Below are 18,213 nucleotides of genomic sequence, written 5' to 3'. Positions count from 1 at the left end.
CTTACCCGCGCGTCGCCGACACGCGCGCTTGCACGGCTATTGCGCCACCTCCGGCCGAGCTGCGTTCAGATACTTGCCGAACCAGTCGAGCTGACGCTTGCTGATGTCCGCCGCCGCGGTCGGCGCGCAATGGCCCGCATCCGGATAGATCACCAGGCTCACCGGAACGCCCTGGCTTTTCAGCGCCTGATACCATTCCACCGACTGCGTCGGCGGAACCTCGATGTCGCGCTCGCCGACATAGATGAAGGTCGGCGTCTTCGCGCGCTTCACGTGATAGACGGCGGAGACATCCTCATAGGCCTTGTAATCATCGTACACCGACTTCCCGAAAAACGGGATCATCCAGGTGTTGATGCCGTTCGTCCCGTAATAGCTGACCCAGTTCGACAGACCCGCGCCCGCGACGATGGCCTTGAAGCGATCGGTCTGCGTGTTCGCCCACATCGCCATGAACCCGCCATAGGAGCAACCGGTCAGCCCCAGCCGCGCATCGTCGATCGGCGCCACCTTCTCCACGGCATCGATACCGGCGAGGATGTCGCGCAGGTCGCCGCCCCCGAAATCGCGCTTGTTCGCCGCGGTGAAGGCCTCGCCCTGCCCATAGGAACCGCGCGGATTGGGCAGGAAGACATAATAACCCGCATCGGGCAGCACGCTGGACAGACCCTTGGGAAGAAAGCGCGGGGTGCTCGCCGCAGCAGGGCCGCCATGCACGCTGACGATCATCGGTGCCTTGGTGCCGGGCGCCGGCGGCGTCAGCGGCGAGAGCAGCCAACCCTGTGCGGTGTACCCTTCGTTGGTCCAGGTAACGCTCTGCGCGCGGACCGCGGCGGGCTCGGCGTCATTGTCGTGCGTGATCTGCCGCGGCGCGGTTGCGGCGCCGGCATAGATGGCCGGCGCATGGGTGAAATCCTGCACCACGCTCGCCATCGTCGTGCCGCGCTCGTCCCAAGCGATGCGGCCGTCTCCCGCCGAAAGCGTCACCGGCAGGGCGAACAACACCCGCGCCGCGGCGTCCGGCTGCACCGCCACCGCGCCCATCCGGTCACCTTCCAGCATCGCCGCGCGCAGTCCGCCAAGCGTCCAATCCAGGGCGGTATAGGTCCGCCGGGCGCCCTTGGTGATGTCGACCGGATCGCCGCCCGCCATCGGCACGGTGTAGATATCGCCGCCGATCGAGCCGAAATCGCTCATCAACCCGCCGATAAAGGCGATGGTGCGTCCGTCGGGCGAAACACGCGGCATGTTGAGCTGCATCCTCGGCCGGGCGAGGTTGGTGACGGCACCCGTCGTCGCATCGATCCGGCCCAGCGTCGCCACCCACCAGTTCGCGTCGCCATTGCCGAGCGCGGAGGTGACCGCGAACCAGCGCCCGTCCGGCGCCCAGTCATATTCATAGATGTACCGACCGGCCGGTGACAGCGGGGTCACCGCCTGATCTGCGGCGCCGGCGACATCGACGATCGCCAGCTGCTGGGCATCGTCCTTCTCGCCGATTTCGCCGACCTGGCGCGCACCGGCCTGCGCCGCGCCGGTTTCCTTGGTGGCGCCCAGCGTGACGAGCAGCGCGATGCGGCGATCGTCGGGCGAGAAACGCGGGTTCGCCGCAAGGCCCCCGATCGCCGCCACCACGCGCGTCGATGCGCCGCTCGCCACCATCAGGGTCGCGCCCTGCCGGCTGCGATCGCGCGTCACGAAGGCGAGCATGCCGCCGGCATGCGACCAGCTCAGGCCTGAAATGCCGCAGGCCTTGCACGGGTGGTAGGTGCGGAGCACCGCACCGTCGCGAGCCGCGCGGACCACGATCCGCGCTTCCCCCGATGTGTCGCGTTCGACGGCGGCGATCTGCCGCCCCTTCGGGTCGAGTGTCAGGCTGTCATAGCCATGCACCGCCGCCGCCGCCGGGGCGACGCTTGCGAGCAGAGAGACGAGGGCGAGAGGGAGGCGTTTCATGATGTGACCGTATCGCTGACGTGGAAGAAATGGCGCAAGAACAAAGTACGGGTGCGGGCACCGGACCCTGCCGGTCGACTGCGGCTCAGAAGCCGAGACCGAGCCGCACGAATATCGTCCGCCCGTTGAAGCCGAACGGCGAGATCGCGTTATAGGGCTGCGTACCCGCATTGTCGGCACCATTGGTCCCCACCGCCACCGACGCGACCGAGGAGGCGATGTTCTCGTCGGGATAGACATCGAACAGATTCTGGGCACCGGCGCTGAGCCGCAGCGTCCGCGTCGCCTGCCAGGAGAGCTCGAGATCGGTCAGCAGCTCTGCGCCGAAACGCTGGATGATATCCGCATTGGCGCTGGTGGACGAAACCGGCACCAGCCGCACGTCATAGCCGGGGACCAGCGCCGCGATCTGGGCAGGCGTACGATTGGTCAGCGCCACGGTGGAAACCTCGCCATAGCGTGTGTTGGTGAGCGAGACGGCGAACGGGCCGCGCGTATAGGTGAGATCGAGCGTCGCCTTGGTCCGCGGAAGGCTGTCCGAGAAGCGCAGCTGCTGCGTCAGGTCGAACAGCGGCGTGGTCAGGCCCAGCGCGGCGAGCGGCGCGGGGGTGCCGGCAATCCGGTCGAAGCTCGTCTTGTTGTAGTTGCCGGCCAGCGTGCCGCTGAGCACGCCCCCGGCGAGCCGGGTGCGATAGTGCAGCACCACATCCACCCCGCGGGTCTTGGTATCGACGGCATTGGTCAGAAACGAAATTGCGCTGAAATTGCCCTGCCCGCCGGCAGCGAGGAACGCGGTCAGCCGCGCGTCCTGGAACGTCGACGAGATCGCGATCCGGTCGCGCACCTGGATCTGGTAGGCGTCGAGAGTCGCGGTCAGCGCGCCGGCTTCCAGCACCAGCCCCGCGGAGAGATTGCGCGACGTCTCCGGCTTGAGATCGGTCGCACCCGCCAGGCGGGCGGCCGCGCTGTCGACCGCGGCGACGCGAACGATCGCCTGTTGCCCGTTTAGGATCAGCGTGTTGGACGCATTGTACCCCGCCTGGGCGAGCGCCGGGGCACGGAAACCGGTATTGTACGAGGCGCGCGCCGCCAGCCCGCCGACCAGCCCCAGCCGCCCGGCGACCTTGAAGTTGGTCGTGTCGCCGAAATCGGAATAGCGTTCGTGGCGCACGGTGCCCTGGAGAAGCAGCCGGCCGAACAGCGTCTTCTCGGCATCGCCGTAGATCGCCCAGCTATGCCGGCCGAGCGACGCCCGATCGTCGGGGCCGTTGCTGGGGCCCGGCTGCGCGCCGATGATCGCGGGGCGGCCGGCATTGGGCCCGTCGAGGATCGGCACCCCGCCATTGCTGTACCCGGCAGGGTCTCCGGAGAACAGGCGATAGGTCTCCTCGCGATATTCCAGTCCGCCCGCGAGCTTCAGGGGATCGGCGTCGCCGAGCGGGATCTCGCGGGTAAGGTCAAGGTTGCTGGTCCACTGGTAGAAATCCGAGCCCAGGCGGTAGAAGCGGCGCGGCGTGGCAGCACCATAGGAGACGTTGACGCTGTTGTCGTAGTACAGGTCCTGCGTGTTCACGCCGTAGACGGTGGAGAGATCCCAGCCGAAGCCGGCGAGCGCCTCGCTGCGCAGCCCCATCGCCACCGAGAGATTCTCGATCCCGGAATCGAGGGCCGGGCGATATCCGTCGGGGTTGAGCGCGCGGATCGTCTCGTCCTGCCCTGCCCGGCGGAAGAAATATTCGATGTCGCCGTCCAGCCGGCTATAGCCCCCGAACGCATAGACCTCGACCTGATCCGACGCCGGCGCGGCGAAATTGGCGAAGAGCTGGACATTGGTGCTGGGCTGGTCGCCGAAGCGGAACACGTCGCGGTCGATCGTCGCTTCGCGTGGGTCCAGCGTGCCGCTCGACGGGGTCAGCCCGGTCCCCGAGCCATAGTTCCCCGAAATCACGGTCGGCCGACCGGCGGCATTCGTACCGAAATATTGTTGCCGCGTATCCGGCCGGGCGCGGCTGGTGCCTTCGCGCTGCTGGTACGAAGCGGTCAGCCGCAACACGCCCGTATCGGCGACGCGGATGCCGGACGAGATGCTCGCCTCGCCATAGGCGCCGTCCCCGCGCGTCGTGATCCCGCCCGTCGCCTGCGCGCGGGTGCCCACCGAGCGATCGAGGATCAGGTTGATCACCCCCGAGATCGCATCGGATCCATATTGCGCCGAGGCACCGTCCCGCAGCACCTCGGCCCGGGCCAGCGCAAAGGACGGAATGGCGTTGAAGTCGACCGACACGTCACCCCGCCCGATGCCGTTGCTGGTGTTGAGGTCACTCGCGGTATGCCGGCGCTTGCCGTTGACCAGCACCAGCACCTCGCCCGGCCCCAGCCCGCGCAGCGATGGCGGGACGAGATAGTCGCCCACGCCCGATCCCAGCGGGCGCGGCGTGGTGAGGCTGGGCACCGTCACCTTCAGCTGCTGAATCAGGTCGACACGGCCGCTCTGCTGCAACTGCTCGCGCCCGATCGCATCGACCGGGGTCGCCGATCGGGTCGCGCTGCGCCCGCCAAAGCGGCTGCCGGTGACGATGATCGCGTCGCCTTCGGCTTCCTCGGCCGCTGCGCGCTCCTGCGCGAAGGCCGGCATGGAGAGTGCCGCGGGAATCAGGAAGGCCGCACGACGCGCAGAAAGATTCACCAAGGACCCCCTTCAACGTATGATGATATGTTGTATCACCGCGCCTGTGAAGCGCCGAGGGGGGTACGTCAAGTCCGGGGCTATGTATTGAGCGGACGTCGGGAATTTCGGAGATTGGCGGGAAGCGCCGCTATCGGGCGGATCGCATCGGCGACGTGCCTCGGCTGGTGCTGCGGGTCACGCCATCCCCGTTCGCTACCGATGGCGAGTTGGACCGGCGCGTACGCGCGATAGAGGAAGTGCGCGACCTGTTCCGCTGAGCCATGTTTGGCGTTCTTGCGAGGCGCTGGGGCGTGGCCTCGGAAGCCCAATGGCGGAGAGGGAGGGATTCGAACCCTCGGTACGGTTACCCGCACAACGGTTTTCGAGACCGCCCCGATCGACCACTCCGGCACCTCTCCGCATGGGAGGATACGCACCTTCGGGATGGCCCGAACCGCGTACCGGTCGCTGTGAGGCGCGGCCACTAGCGCAAAGCTTTGGGGCCCGCAAGCGGCAAGCTTCAAGTTTTTTCGGGGTGCCGGCATCGCCCTGCTGCAGGACGCGACTTCCCGTATCGGGATCGCGGCGGCGCGGCACCGTTGCCGTACCGACGCCGCACCCCTAGATTGATGCCATGTCAGAAACCAACGGCTCGCTTCTTTCCATCGACTCCGGCACCCCGGTGCCGCCGATCGCCAGCGCGCGCTTCGCCATCGGCGACGTCGTCCGCCACCGCCTGCTCGATTTCCGCGGCGTGATCTTCGACGTAGACCCGGTCTTTGCGAACACCGACGAATGGTATGATTCGATCCCCGTCGACATGCGGCCGGCCAAGGACCAGCCCTTCTACCATCTGCTCGCCGAAAATGCCGAGTCGACCTATATCGCCTATGTCAGCCAGCAGAATCTGGTGGCCGACGACAGCGACGAGCCGGTCGACCATCCCGGAATCAGCGGGCTTTTCGACAGCTTCGCGGCGGGTCGCTACCGGTTGAAGCCGAATCATCGCCACTGAGCGCGGGTGACTCGGAAAATCGCAGTTTCGTCTTGCGGAACGGTTGACAATCCCGCCCCCATCGCATAGCTGCGCCCTTCCTCCTGCCGAGGTGCAACCTTGGCGGGCACATGCATTTGAACCAGAGAAGAGACCGATGTTCGCTATCGTGCGCACGGGCGGCAAGCAGTATCGCGTTGCCGCGGGAGACAAGATCGTCGTCGAGAAGCTCGACGGCGAAGCCGGTTCGTCGGTGACGCTGGGCGACGTCCTGCTGGCCGGCGAAGGCGGCGAGCTGAAGGCTACCGACGGCCTGACCGTTTCTGCCGAAATCGTCGCGCAGGCGAAGGGCGAGAAGGTCATCGTCTTCAAGAAGCGTCGTCGTCACAACTATCGCCGCAAGAACGGCCATCGCCAGCAGCACACGATCCTCAAGATCACTGCCATCGGCGCGGCCCAGTAAGCGACTGACGAGACTCGAGGAGTATAGACAATGGCACATAAGAAGGCAGGCGGCTCGTCCCGCAACGGTCGCGACTCTGCTGGCCGCCGTCTTGGCGTAAAGAAGTTCGGCGGCGAGACGGTTCTCGCCGGCAACATCCTCGTGCGTCAGCGCGGCACCAAATTCTACCCGGGCGTGAACGTGGGCATGGGCAAGGACCATACCCTTTTCGCGCTCGTCGAAGGCCGCGTGTCGTTCAAGGAAGGCAAGCTTGGTCGCAAGTTCTGCTCCGTAGACATGATTGCCGAGGCGGCCGAGTAACATCGGGCGACCGTACGGGTTGCCCACCAGGGCGACCCGGGTTCGGATGAACCAACGCAAAAAGGGAGACGGGTCGCCCCGGTCTCCCTTTTTTATTGCTCCCCTGACACCGCGGCGAAACAGCCATGCCATAGTGGCGTGCGCAGAGAAGCCGCAGGACCGAGGAGAGTGGTCATGTTCGTGCGGACCCAAAGACTCACGTTACGTCCCGGCTGGCCCGAGGACGCCCCCGCCCTTGCCCGGGCGATCGACCATGAGGCCGTCGTGCGCAACCTGTCGCGCGCGCCCTGGCCCTATTCGATCGAAGCGGCCGAGACCTTCCTTGCGCATTGGACCGACACGCGCTTCCTGGTGTTCGAGCATCAGGCGGGCGCGGTGGCACTGATCGGCTGCGTCGGTATCGATCCGGCCGGCAACGAGACGCATGAGCTCGGCTACTGGTTCACACCCGGCGCCTGGGGCAAGGGCTATGCGACCGAGGCGGCGCGCGGCGTGCTGGCCGCGGCCCGCGCGGCAGGCATCCGGCGCGTCACCTCCGGCCACTTTGTCGACAATCCCGCTTCCGGCCGTGTGCTGCGCAAGCTCGGCTTTCGGCCGACCGGACGGGTGGAGCCGATGTGGTCCAAGGGTCGCAACGGCGAAGTCGCCTGCGCGCGGTTCGAGCTGGAACTGGAAGCCGAGGATTGCAGACAGGGTCCGGAGCCCCGGCTCGCGGCGTAAATCGGCTCTCCACCTCCCCGGCATGGCCGGGGAGGCCGCTTCCCCCGCCCGCCAAGCTCGACTAAGCCGTCAACCAATGGACACAAGGCCCACACGTTGACGAGCACGGCGGCGCGCCGGCGCCTCTCCCCGGAAGAATCGCGCGATGCCGCGTTGGAAGCCGCGCGAACGCTGCTGATCGAGGACGGCCCGCAGGCGGTCACGCTCAAGGCGGTGGCCGCGCGGATCGGCCGCACCCATGCCAATCTGCTTCACCATTTCGGCTCGGCCGCCGGCCTGCAAAAGGCGCTGGCGGCGAGCATGGCGGATGCGGTGACCGCCAAGATCGGCGAGGCCGTGCTGCGCGCCCGCAGCGGGGATCATAATCTGCGCGAGGTCGTGGACCTGACCTTCGATGCCTTTGGTCGTGAGGGCGCGGGCGCGCTGGCCAGCTGGATGCTGCTCACCGGCAACCGGGACGCGCTGGACCCCATTCTCGAGGCGATCCATCGCCTGGTCGACCGGATCAGCGAGGGCCAGGACGCGCGCGCGCCGCTGCGCGAGGAGACGCTGCAGCTGACGCTGATGGCGCTGGGCGACGCGCTGCTCGGGGCGCCGATGGCGCGGGCGCTCGGCCTGCCGCGCGACCAGGCGCGCGCGCTGGCGGCGGCGATGCTGCGTCAGCGGATCGACTCCGCCACATAGCGGCGCGGTCGCGGCACGCGCCCGCCAAACGAAAAGAGGCCGGGATGGCATACCATCCCGACCTCCTTGCAAGCCTTTGGCCCCCCAGGGTTGGGGCCTTGGGCTATTAGCGGAACAGCGACGTGATCGTCTGCGGCGCCTGGTTGGCGATCGACAGAGCCTGAACACCGAGCTGCTGCTTGACCTGCAGGGCCTGCAGGCGCGCAGATTCCTTCGCCAGGTCGGCGTCGACAAGGTTGCCGATGCCGCCGTCGATCACGTCCGACAGCTTGCTGGTGAAGGTCGACTGCGCGTCGATCTTGCGCGAAGCCGCACCGAGCGTGCTGAGCGTGGTCTTCAGGTTCGACTGGGTGGTGGTCAGCGTGTCGACCATCGCCTGCGCATCGGCCTGCGAGCTGATGTTGCCGGTCGAAGCGACGGTGATCGTCGAGCCGCCAAGGTCGAGGCCCTGGTTCGCAACGCTGAGCGAGTCCGGGTTCCAGGTGGTGGCCGAGGTCGTGTCCGAGTCCTGCAGCGACTGCAGCGCGGTCACGGTGCCGCCCGAAGCCTTCAGCAGGTTCGTGCCGTTGAAGTCCGACGCGTTGACGATCGTGGTGATCTGGTCGCGCAGCGCGGTGAAGTCCTTGTTCAGCGCGTCACGGGTCGAGGTGTCGATGCCCGCGTCGGCCGCCTGCGTGGCCTTCGCCTTCATCTGGTTCACGATGTCGGAGATCTGCTCGGCGCCGGCAACGGCGACGTCGGTCACGCTCTTGGCGCGGCTGAGCGACGACGAAACCGCCTTGAGGCCGCCCAGGTCGCCACGGAGGCCCTGCGCGATCGTGTACTGTGCCGAGTCGTCCTTGGTCGAGGACACCGCCATGCCGGTGTTGATGCGGCTCTGGGTGGTGGCCAGGTCCTTCTGGGTCGAGGTCAGGCTCTGGAGAGCCGCCATTGCGCCGACGTTCGTGTTAACCGAAAATGCCATTGGAACTTCCTTCTTGGAACTATAGCCGCTTCTGCGGCCAAGGTCGAAACTGCCGATCATAGACAAGGCGCTGTTGCGTCCTGCCCGCCCCCTTTGGACGATCAATCCTTATCATGTTCTTTATGCCAAGATTTTTACTTGGTTACTTTTGCCTTAACGGAGCCCGGCCACGATGACCCGGATCGGACGGCGGCGACATCGCTCGACCACGGCGCCGCGGCCGCAATGCTGCACCCGCGCGGATATTTACCGTCGCTGTTATTCTGCTGCCTGCGCCACCCGCTTCGCCTCGCCGGCCACCGCTTCGCGCACCGCCCGGGACAAGGCCGCCACGGTGAACGGCTTGCGCAGCACCGGGCGGTCGCGCAGTTGCTCGGGACTGGCCTCGCCCGTGAAGCCGGTAACGAACAGCACCGCCGCACCGCGCAGCTGCGCCTCGACCGCCGCGATCATCTCCGGTCCGGTCTGGCCCGGCATCAGCACGTCGGTCATGATCAGATCGAGCGCGGCCATCGCCTCGATCGCGGTCGGCGCGGTCAACGGATCGGCGCAGCCGACTGCGCGGTGCCCGAGTTCGTGCAATGCCGCCAGGGTTGCCGCGAGAACGCGGGGATCGTCCTCGACGACAAGGATGTCATAGGCATCGCCGTTCTTGTCCTCGGCCAGGTCGATCTTCGCCGGCGCCGACGGCGCGCCGGTGACCGCGCCCTTGTAGCGCGGCAGGTAGAGAGTCACGGTGGTCCCCTCGTCCGGCGCCGTCTCGATGGCGATGCCTCCGCCGGACTGGCGAACGAAGCCGAAAATCTGGCTGAGCCCCAACCCGGTCCCCTTGCCCACCGGCTTGGTGGTGAAGAAGGGTTCGAACACGCGCTCCAGCACCTGGGGCGTCATCCCGCAGCCGGTATCGCGCACCGCGACCGAAACATAGTCACCGGCCGCGCACTGCCCAACTTCGTTGGCCTCCAGCCGCGCTTCGCCGGTGACGATCACCAGCGCGCCGCGTCCGTTCATCGCGTCGCGCGCGTTGACCGCGAGGTTCAGCACCGCATTCTCCAGCTGGTGCCGATCGACCCAGATTCGCCACCCCATCCCGCGATCCTGCGCCTCGACGCGAATCGCGTCGCCCAGCGTACGATCGAGCAGATCGCGCATGCCGCGAATCAAGGCTCCGGCATCCACCGCCTCGGGCGCGAGCGATTCGGAGCGCGAAAAGGCGAGCAACTGGCGGGTGAGCGCGGCGGCGCGGTGGGCGCCCTCCATCGCATTGTCGAGGTGACGCGCCGCCTCCTGGGGGTCGCTATGGATCTGGCGGCGCGCCAGTTCCACGCCGCCCAGCACGACCGCCAGCATATTGTTGAAATCATGCGCAATGCCGCCGGTCAGCTGGCCCACCGCGTCCATCTTCTGCGCCTGGCGCAGCTTGGCCTCGGCGCCCTCGCGCTCCCGCGCTTCCTCGCGCAGCTGGGCGGTGGCGGCGGCGACCGCCTCCCGCAGCTGACCGGCGCGCTCGCGTTCCCAGGCGGCATCGGCATCCGCGAGCGCGCGGTCGCCCTGCGCCTCGATCGCCAGCCAGCCGAAGATGACCGCGCCCAGCGCGATCACCAGACCGAAGCCGCTGAGCACGCGCGAGGCATAGCTGCTGTTCTCGATCAATTGCGCCGCAGCCAGGGTGCGGTTGCGCAACAGGCGGCGTTCCTGCTCGACGATATCGTCGAGGATCGCCTCCACCTGCTTGCGCGCCGGGCTTTCGCGGACCTGATAATAGGCGCCGAACGCGTCGCTGTTGCGCTTGAAGGTGGTATAGAGCGCAGTGGCGTCCAGCTCCTTGCCGCGCTCGGCAAAGGCCCGCTGGAGCTGCCGGACCTGCGCGAACAGCGTCGGATTGTCGCCGGTCAGCTGGCGCAGGCGCTGGAGCTGTTCGCCCGCCTTGCCCCATTGATCGGCATATTGCTGGCCGAGATTGCGGTCCGCGCTGACCACGTATCGGCCAAGCGCCGCCTCTGCCGAAGCGATGCCGCCCGACAGCTGGTTGGCACGCAGGATCACTTCGAAACTGTGCTGCTGGAGTGCAATGGCGCGATCGCGCTCCAGATCGGTGCGCTGCTGGATCAGGATCAGCGCGCCGAGCACGAGCACGCCGGCGACCGCCAGTGCACCCAGCAGCACGAGGCGCCAGTTCTTGGCGCGAACCGAACGGTCCAGAGACGGGATCGCTTCGCTCATCCAGCCCCGACTCTAGGCGCTTGGATCGACCGTGAAAAGGGCCGCTTAGGCAATCACCCCGACGGCCTGGCCGGCCGCGCGGAACATGCCCAGCACCCGCTCGATCTGCTCGGGGCGGTGCTCGGCGCAGAGCGAGCAACGCAGCAGGAAAGTGCCGGCCGGAGTCGCCGGCGGGCGCGCCATGTTGACGTACAGGCCGTTCTCCAGCAGCGCCTGCCACATCATTACCGCCTGTTCCTGGTCCTCCAGGATTACCGCGACGATCGCGCTTTCCGGCTTTTCGGTGCCGAGCTTGAAGCCCATTTCGGTGAGGCCGCCGTGCAGCGCGCGGGCGTTTTCCCACAGCCGGGCGCGCTTCTCGTGCGCGGTCATCAGCTTGCGGATAGAGGTCGCCGCGGTCGCCACCACGCTGGGGGGCAGCGAGGCGGTGAAGATATAGGGGCGGCAGGCCAGCCGGATCGCCTCGAACTTGGGGTGATTCGAGATGCAGAAGCCGCCGACGGTGCCGACCGATTTGGAGAAGGTGCCGACGACGAAATCGACGTCCGCTTCGAGCCCCTGGTCCTCGTACACGCCGCGGCCATTGGGGCCGAAAAAGCCCATCGAATGCGCTTCGTCGACCAGCACCATCGCGCCGTGCTTCTTGGCGACGGCGACCATCTCTTTCAGCGGCGCGATGTCGCCGAGCATCGAATAGACGCCCTCCAGCACCACCAGCTTGCCCGCTTCGGCCGGCAGGCGGCCGAGGCGCTTGTCGAGATCGGTCACGTCATTGTGGCGGAAACGGACGATCTCGGCATTGCCCTGCTTGCAGCCGTCATAGATCGAGGCGTGGCTGTCGGCGTCGAGGATGATATACTCGCCCTTGCCGGCCAGCGTCGAGAGCATGCCCAGATTGGCCATATAGCCGGTGGAGAACACGATCGCGCCCGACACGCCGTAGAAGTCGCGCAGCGCCTGCTCGACTTCCATATGGTCGCGGAAAGTGCCGTTGAGCATGCGGCTGCCATTGGTGCCCGAGCCGAACTGGTCGAGCGCGTCCTTGCCGGCCTGGATCACGTCCGGATCGAACGTCATGCCCATATAGTTGTAGGTGCCGAGCAGGATGGTGTCCTTGCCCTTGATCACCGCCTCGGTCGGCGATTTGACCTGCTCCATCACGATCGCGAACGGATCGATCACGCCGCTGTCGAGCAGCGCCTGGCGCTCGGCGATCAGGCCGTCGAACTTGCTCATCAGGTCGGTCATGGCGGTCAGCCCTTGAGCTTCTGCACGGCATCGACCAGCTGGCCGACATTCTCGATCTCGGCCTGCATGTTCATGGTGATGACGATGTCGAACTCGTCCTCGATCGCGGCGACGAAATCCATCACCGTCAGGCTGTCCCATTCGAGATCGCCGGCGAAGGTGGTGGTTTCGGAAAGCGCGACGCCCTTCTTGTTGAAGGGTTCGATCTGCGCGGCGACGATGTCGAAGATTTCTGCACGGTCAGTCATGCGGCCGGTCCTTAGTGGTATCGGTTGCAGGTGCCAAGCGAATGCGGCGAAACCGGGCCCGTGGCGGGGCAGTGCCCCAAAGGTCAGGCGGCCGCCGCTTCGCCGATGCCACCGGTGAGCACGCCATGGACCCACATGTCCATCTGCCCGGCGATCTTCTGCAGCAGGCCGGGGTGGAAATGGGTCACATCAGCCATCTCGTCCTCGCCGTCGAGCAGATCGGCAATGTCGAGGAGGAAGATGCGACCCGGGTTTTCGCGTGCCACCTGCCGCCAGATCGCGTTGAACAGCCGGCAGCGCTCGGGCGAATGATTGAGGCCCAGCCGGTACTTCTCGATCGGCGCATCCTCGGGTGGCAGCACCACCAGCATGCGCAGGTCGTTCTCGATCAGGTGGATGCACAACCGCAGCACGCATTTCTGATAGACGCCGCGTTCCAGCAGGTGCCACTTCCCCGGCCAGCGATTGTCCAGATAATCGATAGTGGCGCCATAGACGAGGAAGGGCGGGAAATGCTGCGCCCTGTAGCTGTCGTCCTCCATCATCGGCAGCGCGAACAGCCGCGGATTATTGTCGAAATCGATGGCGGGTCGATAGCGGCTGTAATGCGCGATCCCGCCCGACTGACAATCGAACATGATGCGGATGCCGGGATCGATCGCGGGCTGGGCCGACAGTTCGGCGCGGATCGCGGCGCGCACCGCGGCCTCGTCGAAGCCGTGATCCTCGATCCAGTCGGGCGTCACCCGGCTGAACCGGCCATCGAGCGCGCTGAAATCGGCGCCGGGCCAGTACACCCGGATCTTGTTCAGCGCAAATTCCTCCAGCCCCATGTGCATCGCGCGGCACGAGAAGGTGAAATGCACGAGGCGCTGCTCGACCCTGTCGTACATGACGAAGCCGACCAGCCCGTAACGGCCATATTTGTCCCAGGCGAAGACCGACCAGCTGTCGTGCCGGGTGACGTTGATGATGTCGCGCTCAAGCTGGGCGGGGTCGACCCGCGACTGGGTATAGTTGAGCTGGTTGGCCCGGTTGATCAGTTCGGCGATGCGCGGCACGAACTCGAGATTGTCCATCAGAAACGGGGCGCAGGCGCAAAGCCCCGAGGCGCGCAGGAACGCCTCGTTGGACTGGCCCGACAAAGCACTGCGGTCACGCTTCTTGGCTTCCAGGATGCGGTACTCGCCGACGCGGCTGCGCGCGCCGGTCTGGAGCGCGAGCAGGCCGGCAAGCTGGTCGTCGGCGTCGGCGGCGGTCGCATCCAGCGTCTGGATCTCCGGCAGCGCGTGGCGCACTTCGGCGAGATTGTGCGGGTTGTCGTCGATGAAAAGGACGTTGACGGGCCGCAACTGCATGTCGGCGATGATTCCGCGGATCGCCTCGGCCTTGGGCGTGAAGGCGATGTGCGGAAAGACGAACTCGTCCCAAAGCCCGAACGCTTCCAGCTGCGCCCGCGCCGCATCGAAATCGTTCTTCGAGCAGATCGAAGAGACCACGCCGCGCGCGTTGAAGGCGCGCAGCATCTCCGCGCGCTGCTCGAACAGCGCGACGGCATCGCCATCGGCGAGCGTGCCCCGCCACAGCGTATCGTCGAGGTCCCAGAGGATGAGCTTGATCGGGGCGGTCCACATGCCCCTTTTATAGGATGGTTAAGCGGCGGCCGGACTCAGAGCAGGCCCTTGGCGCGATACCAGCGCGCGGTCTCCGCCAGCCCGGCCTCGGTCTCCACCTGCGGCGTCCAGAGATTTGCGGGCGCCCGGTGCGCCGGATCGGCCACCCAGTCGGGGTGGCAGAAATAGGACACGCGATCCGGCGTGAGCTTCGCGCGCTTGCCGCGCAGCGCCCGGTCGACATAGGCACCCGCCATCAGCACCGCCCTGGGCAGCGACAGCGCCAGCACGCGCCGCCCAACCGCCCGGCCGATGGCGTGGGCGAAATCCGGATGCGTCCAGCCCCCTCCCCGCCCGTCATCCGGGTCGATCTCGCCGGGGAAACGATCCGCGGCGGCAAGCGCGAGCAGCAGACGGCCGAGATCGCTTACCTCGATCACCGAGATGCGGCCGCCCGGCGGCAGCAGCGCCAACCCGAAACGGGCGACGCGGAACAGCTCCAGCATCTCCAGGTCGCCCGGGCCGTAGATCGCGGGCGGACGGACGATCGTCCAGTCGAGCCCGGATGCCCGAACCAGCTTGTCCGCCTCTCCCTTCGACCAGCCATAGGCGGAAAGCTGCGGCTCGCGGCTGGCGAGCGAGGAAACATGGACGTAGCGCCGCACCCCCGCGCTTTTGGTCGCGGCGAGCATGTTGGCGGTGCCGGTGATGTTGCCGTGCGCGAAGCCCGCGCGATCGGGCGCATTGACCACGCCCGCGACGTGGATCACCGCATCGGCGCCGTTGCACAGCTCCACCAGTGCGGCCGTCGCGTCGAGATCGCCGCGCACCCAGGTCACGCCGCCGCGCGCCGGCTGATCGCGACGGGTGAGCGCGCGGACCTGATGCCCTGCTTCCAGCGCAAGGTCGATCAGCCGCGATCCGACGAAGCCGGTGCCCCCGGTAACAGCAAACACGCTCACAGCAGCGCCATGTGGCTGCGATGGACCAACGCCGACCGGGGGGCATAGCCGAGGATCTCGACCAGTTCCTCGCTCCGCCGACCGACGATGCGGGAGGCGTCGACATGGCCATATTCGGCCAGCCCGCGGGCGAGATGCCTGCCGTCCGGACCCACGACCACGACGAGATCTCCGCGCGCGAAGCGCCCCTCGACGCGGGTGGCACCGGCGGCCAGCAGGCTGCGACCTTCCTTCAGTGCCTGCGCGGCGCCCTCGTCGATGTGAATCGCGCCCTTGGCGGTGAGCCCGCCGCGCAGCCAGGCCTTGCGCGCTGCCGCGCCCTTCTGGCCGAGGAACAGCGTTCCCCGTCGCGTCGCCGCCAGCCGCGCCAGCGGATGGTCGACCCGCCCATCGGCGATGGCGAGGTGCGCGCCCGCGCTCGTCGCGATTCGCGCCGCCTCGATCTTCGAGACCATGCCCCCCGAGCCCATGCCCGAGCCGGACCCGCGATCGGCCATCGCCTCGATCCGCTCGTCGATCACATCGACCAGCTCGATCAGTTGCGCATCGGCATTGGTGTTCGGGTTGGCGGTGTACAGACCGTCCACGTCCGACAGCAGCACCACGCCGTCGGCATTGGCGGCGCTGGCCACGCGCGCGGCCAGCCGGTCGTTGTCGCCGAAGCGGATTTCCTCGGTGGCGACCGAATCATTCTCGTTGATCACCGGCACCACGCCCAGCCGCAGCAGCCGATCGAGCGTCGCGGAGACGTTGAGGTAGCGCCGCCGGTCCTCGAGATCGTCCAGCGTCACCAGCATCTGCGCGGCGGTCATGCCCTGATCGTGGAGCAGCTCGGCCCAGATGCTGGAGAGCGCGATCTGGCCGGTGGCCGCCGCTGCCTGCGCATCCTCCAGGCTCGCCCGGCCGCCCTTGGGCAGCTTGAGCCGCCGTGCGCCGAGCGCGATCGCGCCCGAGGAGACGATGACGAGCTGCTGTCCCTCGCGCGCCCGGGCGCCGAGATCGGCGGCAAGCGCCGCCAGCCAATCGCGGCGGATCTGCCCCTCGGAGTCGACGAGCAGCGAGGATCCCACCTTCACGACCAGCCGGCCGCAGGTCGAAGGGCGGAAACCGATGGCGTCGGCATGGCGGGCGGGCGCGGACATGGCCGCGCTCTTAGCGATCCGGTCCTGCATCTGCCAAGCGGGTCAGACGATGGATTCGCGGTGCAGGTCGCTGCAATGGCCGACCCCGCTCGCCTTGAGCCGCGCCAGCACCGCATCGCGCGTGTCGCTGTCGCCGGCGCGGATCTCGCCCAGCTCGGCCGCCGTGAGCAGCACCACCGGCACCGCCCGCACCGGGCTGAGCGGCATGTCGCCGATCCGGGTGTCGAAATCGGGCTCTGGCGCGCCGATCATCACGCCCAGCACATCATCGGCGGTAAGGAAGTGCGCCGGAAGTCGCGCGGCGATCGCCGCCGAGGCGGAGACATTGGTGAGTTCCAGCGGAATCGGTCCGTGGCGTTCCAGCGGGCGGAGGATGCCACGCTCCTCGGCGACAATCGCGGCGACCCGGCGCAGCACCTCCAGCATCCAGCCGTCGCCGGCGACCTGGGCGGGCGCGCCCTCGCCCGGCCCCTCGACAAAGAGCTCGATTTCGAAGCCGTTGGTGCTGGCGCTTTCGTCGAACGGGTCGGAAAGGCCGTCGGTCGCGAGCAGGATCGCGTTGCCGCGATGGATCAGCCGATAGGCCTCGTGCCCGCCAGGCCATAGCGATCCTGCGGGCGCCGAGGAGAGAATGCGATCGCTGGCCGGCCCGAGCGCGGACCAGAACAGGCCGCGCGCCTCGGCCGAGCGCTCGGCAACGCTGGCGATTTGGCGTGGCGCAGGCCCGTCAACCGCCTGCGCCTTCGCACCAAACAGCCCACGTAACCAGCCGAACGCACCCATCCGCGTCTCTCCCACAAGGAATCAGACGCGAAGCGTTGCCCTAGAAATGCGTCAGAGCGGCGACCATTGAACAGGTTCTTCACCATCTTCGAAGCTTTCGTCGGCCGCACGGTTCTCGTTCGGGCCGATTGCCTCGAGCAACTGGTCCAGCACCCAGTCTACGCCGGTGCCGGACGCGCCGGACAACGGAATGACTTGCGCGCCGCTCGCTTCTTCGAGCTCGGCCGACAATGCGGCGACCAGTTCGTCGTCGAGCGTGTCGATCTTGTTGAGCGCGATCACCACCGGCTTTTCGGACAGGCCGGCGCCATAGGCTTCCAGCTCGTCACGGACGATGCGGTAGCTGGTCGCCACGTCCTCGTCGTTCGCATCGATCAGGTGGAGCAGCACGCGGCACCGCTCGATATGGCCGAGGAAGCGATCGCCGATGCCTGCGCCTTCCGCCGCGCCCGCGATCAGGCCGGGAATGTCGGCCACGACGAACTCGCGCTGCTTGTGCCGCACCACGCCCAGCTGCGGCCGGGTGGTGGTGAAGGCGTAGGCACCCACCTTGGCCTGGGCGTTGGTCACCGCGTTGATGAAGGTCGACTTGCCGGCATTGGGCAGCCCGACCAGCCCGGCATCCGCGAGCAGCTTGAGCCGCAGCCAGACCCAGGCCTCCTCGCTCGGCCAGCCGGTGCCGTGCTGGCGCGGCGCGCGGTTGGTCGAGGTCTTGTAGGTTGCGTTGCCGCGGCCGCCGTCGCCGCCGCGCAGGAAGACGATGCGCTCCCCTTCCTTGGTGAGATCGGCCAGCAGCGTGCGCTCGTCGTCGTCGGCGAGGATCTGGGTGCCGATCGGCACCTTGATCACCAGATCGTCACCGCCGGGACCCGTGCGGTTCGAGCCCGCTCCGCCGCCGCCGCGGGGCGCGCGGAAGTGCTGGGTGTAGCGGAAGTCGATCAGGGTATTCAGGCCGGCGACCGCCTCGAAGACGATGTCGCCGCCCTTGCCGCCGTTGCCGCCATCGGGACCGCCATATTCGATGAACTTCTCGCGGCGGAAGCTCACGGCACCGGGTCCGCCGGCACCCGAACGGACGAAAATCTTGGCTTGATCGAGGAAATGCATCGCGGGCCCATATACGTTCGCCGCGATTCCGTCACCCCCGGCGGTATCGGACCCGCAAAAGCCGTTCTCCGCATGCCACTTTCCGGGTGGCATCGGCGTTCAGCACGGCTATACGCGAGCGGATCGGTTCCGCCCGTT

At 67.3% G+C, this 18,213-nt stretch carries 16 protein-coding genes and 1 tRNA gene; 5 read left to right on the top strand and 12 right to left on the bottom strand.

Annotation, left to right across the window (positions count from 1 at the left end):
- Positions 1-36: 36 nt before the first annotated feature.
- The 3 genes from S2M10_RS20730 to S2M10_RS20720 form a co-directional block, all read right to left on the bottom strand.
- Positions 37-1,956 carry a S9 family peptidase gene (locus S2M10_RS20730; RefSeq protein ID WP_168847755.1) on the bottom strand — a complete coding sequence of 640 codons (1,920 nt, stop codon included), beginning with the start codon at positions 1,954-1,956 and terminating at the stop codon, positions 37-39.
- 85 nt (positions 1,957-2,041) lie between these two features.
- On the bottom strand, positions 2,042-4,642 hold the full coding sequence (locus tag S2M10_RS20725) for a TonB-dependent receptor (protein ID WP_211091180.1): 2,601 nt from the start codon (positions 4,640-4,642) through the stop codon (positions 2,042-2,044).
- A 311-nt stretch (positions 4,643-4,953) separates the two neighbouring features.
- Positions 4,954-5,043 (bottom strand) — tRNA-Ser (locus tag S2M10_RS20720).
- A 215-nt stretch (positions 5,044-5,258) separates the two neighbouring features.
- Here S2M10_RS20720 and hspQ point away from each other — a divergent pair.
- From hspQ to S2M10_RS20695, 5 genes are all read left to right on the top strand, one after another.
- Positions 5,259-5,639 (top strand): heat shock protein HspQ, encoded by a 381-nt coding sequence (hspQ, locus tag S2M10_RS20715; protein WP_168847754.1) that lies wholly within the window; start codon positions 5,259-5,261, stop codon positions 5,637-5,639.
- Positions 5,640-5,775: 136 nt separating this feature from the next.
- Positions 5,776-6,081 (top strand): 50S ribosomal protein L21, encoded by a 306-nt coding sequence (rplU, locus tag S2M10_RS20710; protein WP_084580603.1) that lies wholly within the window; start codon positions 5,776-5,778, stop codon positions 6,079-6,081.
- A 30-nt stretch (positions 6,082-6,111) separates the two neighbouring features.
- Positions 6,112-6,381, top strand: a complete 270-nt coding sequence (gene rpmA / locus S2M10_RS20705; RefSeq protein WP_064313800.1) for a 50S ribosomal protein L27 — start codon at positions 6,112-6,114, stop codon at positions 6,379-6,381.
- Between the two features lie 174 nt (positions 6,382-6,555).
- Positions 6,556-7,101 (top strand): GNAT family N-acetyltransferase, encoded by a 546-nt coding sequence (locus tag S2M10_RS20700; protein ID WP_168847753.1) that lies wholly within the window; start codon positions 6,556-6,558, stop codon positions 7,099-7,101.
- 96 nt (positions 7,102-7,197) lie between these two features.
- Positions 7,198-7,785, top strand: coding sequence for a helix-turn-helix domain-containing protein (locus S2M10_RS20695; RefSeq protein WP_168847752.1), 588 nt, complete (start codon positions 7,198-7,200; stop codon positions 7,783-7,785).
- Between the two features lie 106 nt (positions 7,786-7,891).
- Here S2M10_RS20695 and S2M10_RS20690 read toward each other — a convergent pair whose 3' ends face one another.
- The 9 genes from S2M10_RS20690 to obgE form a co-directional block, all read right to left on the bottom strand.
- A complete protein-coding gene (locus tag S2M10_RS20690) occupies positions 7,892-8,749 on the bottom strand; it encodes a flagellin (RefSeq protein ID WP_168847751.1) in 858 nt (285 codons plus the stop codon).
- Between the two features lie 258 nt (positions 8,750-9,007).
- Positions 9,008-10,972, bottom strand: coding sequence for an ATP-binding protein (locus S2M10_RS20685; protein ID WP_168847750.1), 1,965 nt, complete (start codon positions 10,970-10,972; stop codon positions 9,008-9,010).
- 45 nt (positions 10,973-11,017) lie between these two features.
- Positions 11,018-12,220, bottom strand: a complete 1,203-nt coding sequence (locus S2M10_RS20680) for an aminotransferase class I/II-fold pyridoxal phosphate-dependent enzyme (protein WP_211091179.1) — start codon at positions 12,218-12,220, stop codon at positions 11,018-11,020.
- Positions 12,221-12,225: 5 nt separating this feature from the next.
- Entirely contained in the window at positions 12,226-12,468 is a 243-nt protein-coding gene (locus S2M10_RS20675) for an acyl carrier protein (RefSeq protein ID WP_066720263.1), read from the bottom strand.
- Positions 12,469-12,551: 83 nt separating this feature from the next.
- Positions 12,552-14,102, bottom strand: coding sequence for an HAD-IIIC family phosphatase (locus S2M10_RS20670; protein WP_168847749.1), 1,551 nt, complete (start codon positions 14,100-14,102; stop codon positions 12,552-12,554).
- Between the two features lie 35 nt (positions 14,103-14,137).
- Positions 14,138-15,043, bottom strand: coding sequence for an NAD(P)H-binding protein (locus S2M10_RS20665; protein WP_168847748.1), 906 nt, complete (start codon positions 15,041-15,043; stop codon positions 14,138-14,140).
- Complete coding sequence (gene proB, locus S2M10_RS20660; protein WP_168847747.1) at positions 15,040-16,185, bottom strand: glutamate 5-kinase; 1,146 nt, start codon at positions 16,183-16,185, stop codon at positions 15,040-15,042. Before proB ends, S2M10_RS20665 begins: the two co-directional genes overlap by 4 nt.
- A gap of 42 nt (positions 16,186-16,227) precedes the next feature.
- Positions 16,228-16,968 (bottom strand): suppressor of fused domain protein, encoded by a 741-nt coding sequence (locus S2M10_RS20655; protein ID WP_168847746.1) that lies wholly within the window; start codon positions 16,966-16,968, stop codon positions 16,228-16,230.
- Between the two features lie 51 nt (positions 16,969-17,019).
- A complete protein-coding gene (gene obgE / locus S2M10_RS20650) occupies positions 17,020-18,075 on the bottom strand; it encodes a GTPase ObgE (RefSeq protein WP_168847745.1) in 1,056 nt (351 codons plus the stop codon).
- Between the last annotated feature and the right edge of the window lie 138 nt (positions 18,076-18,213).

Origin of the sequence: Sphingomonas sp. S2M10 (assembly GCF_012650175.1) — a bacterium.
Taxonomy (GTDB): domain Bacteria; phylum Pseudomonadota; class Alphaproteobacteria; order Sphingomonadales; family Sphingomonadaceae; genus Sphingomonas.
Note: the sequence above shows the minus strand (reverse complement) of the source record. Positions and strands in the feature narration are given on the sequence as shown.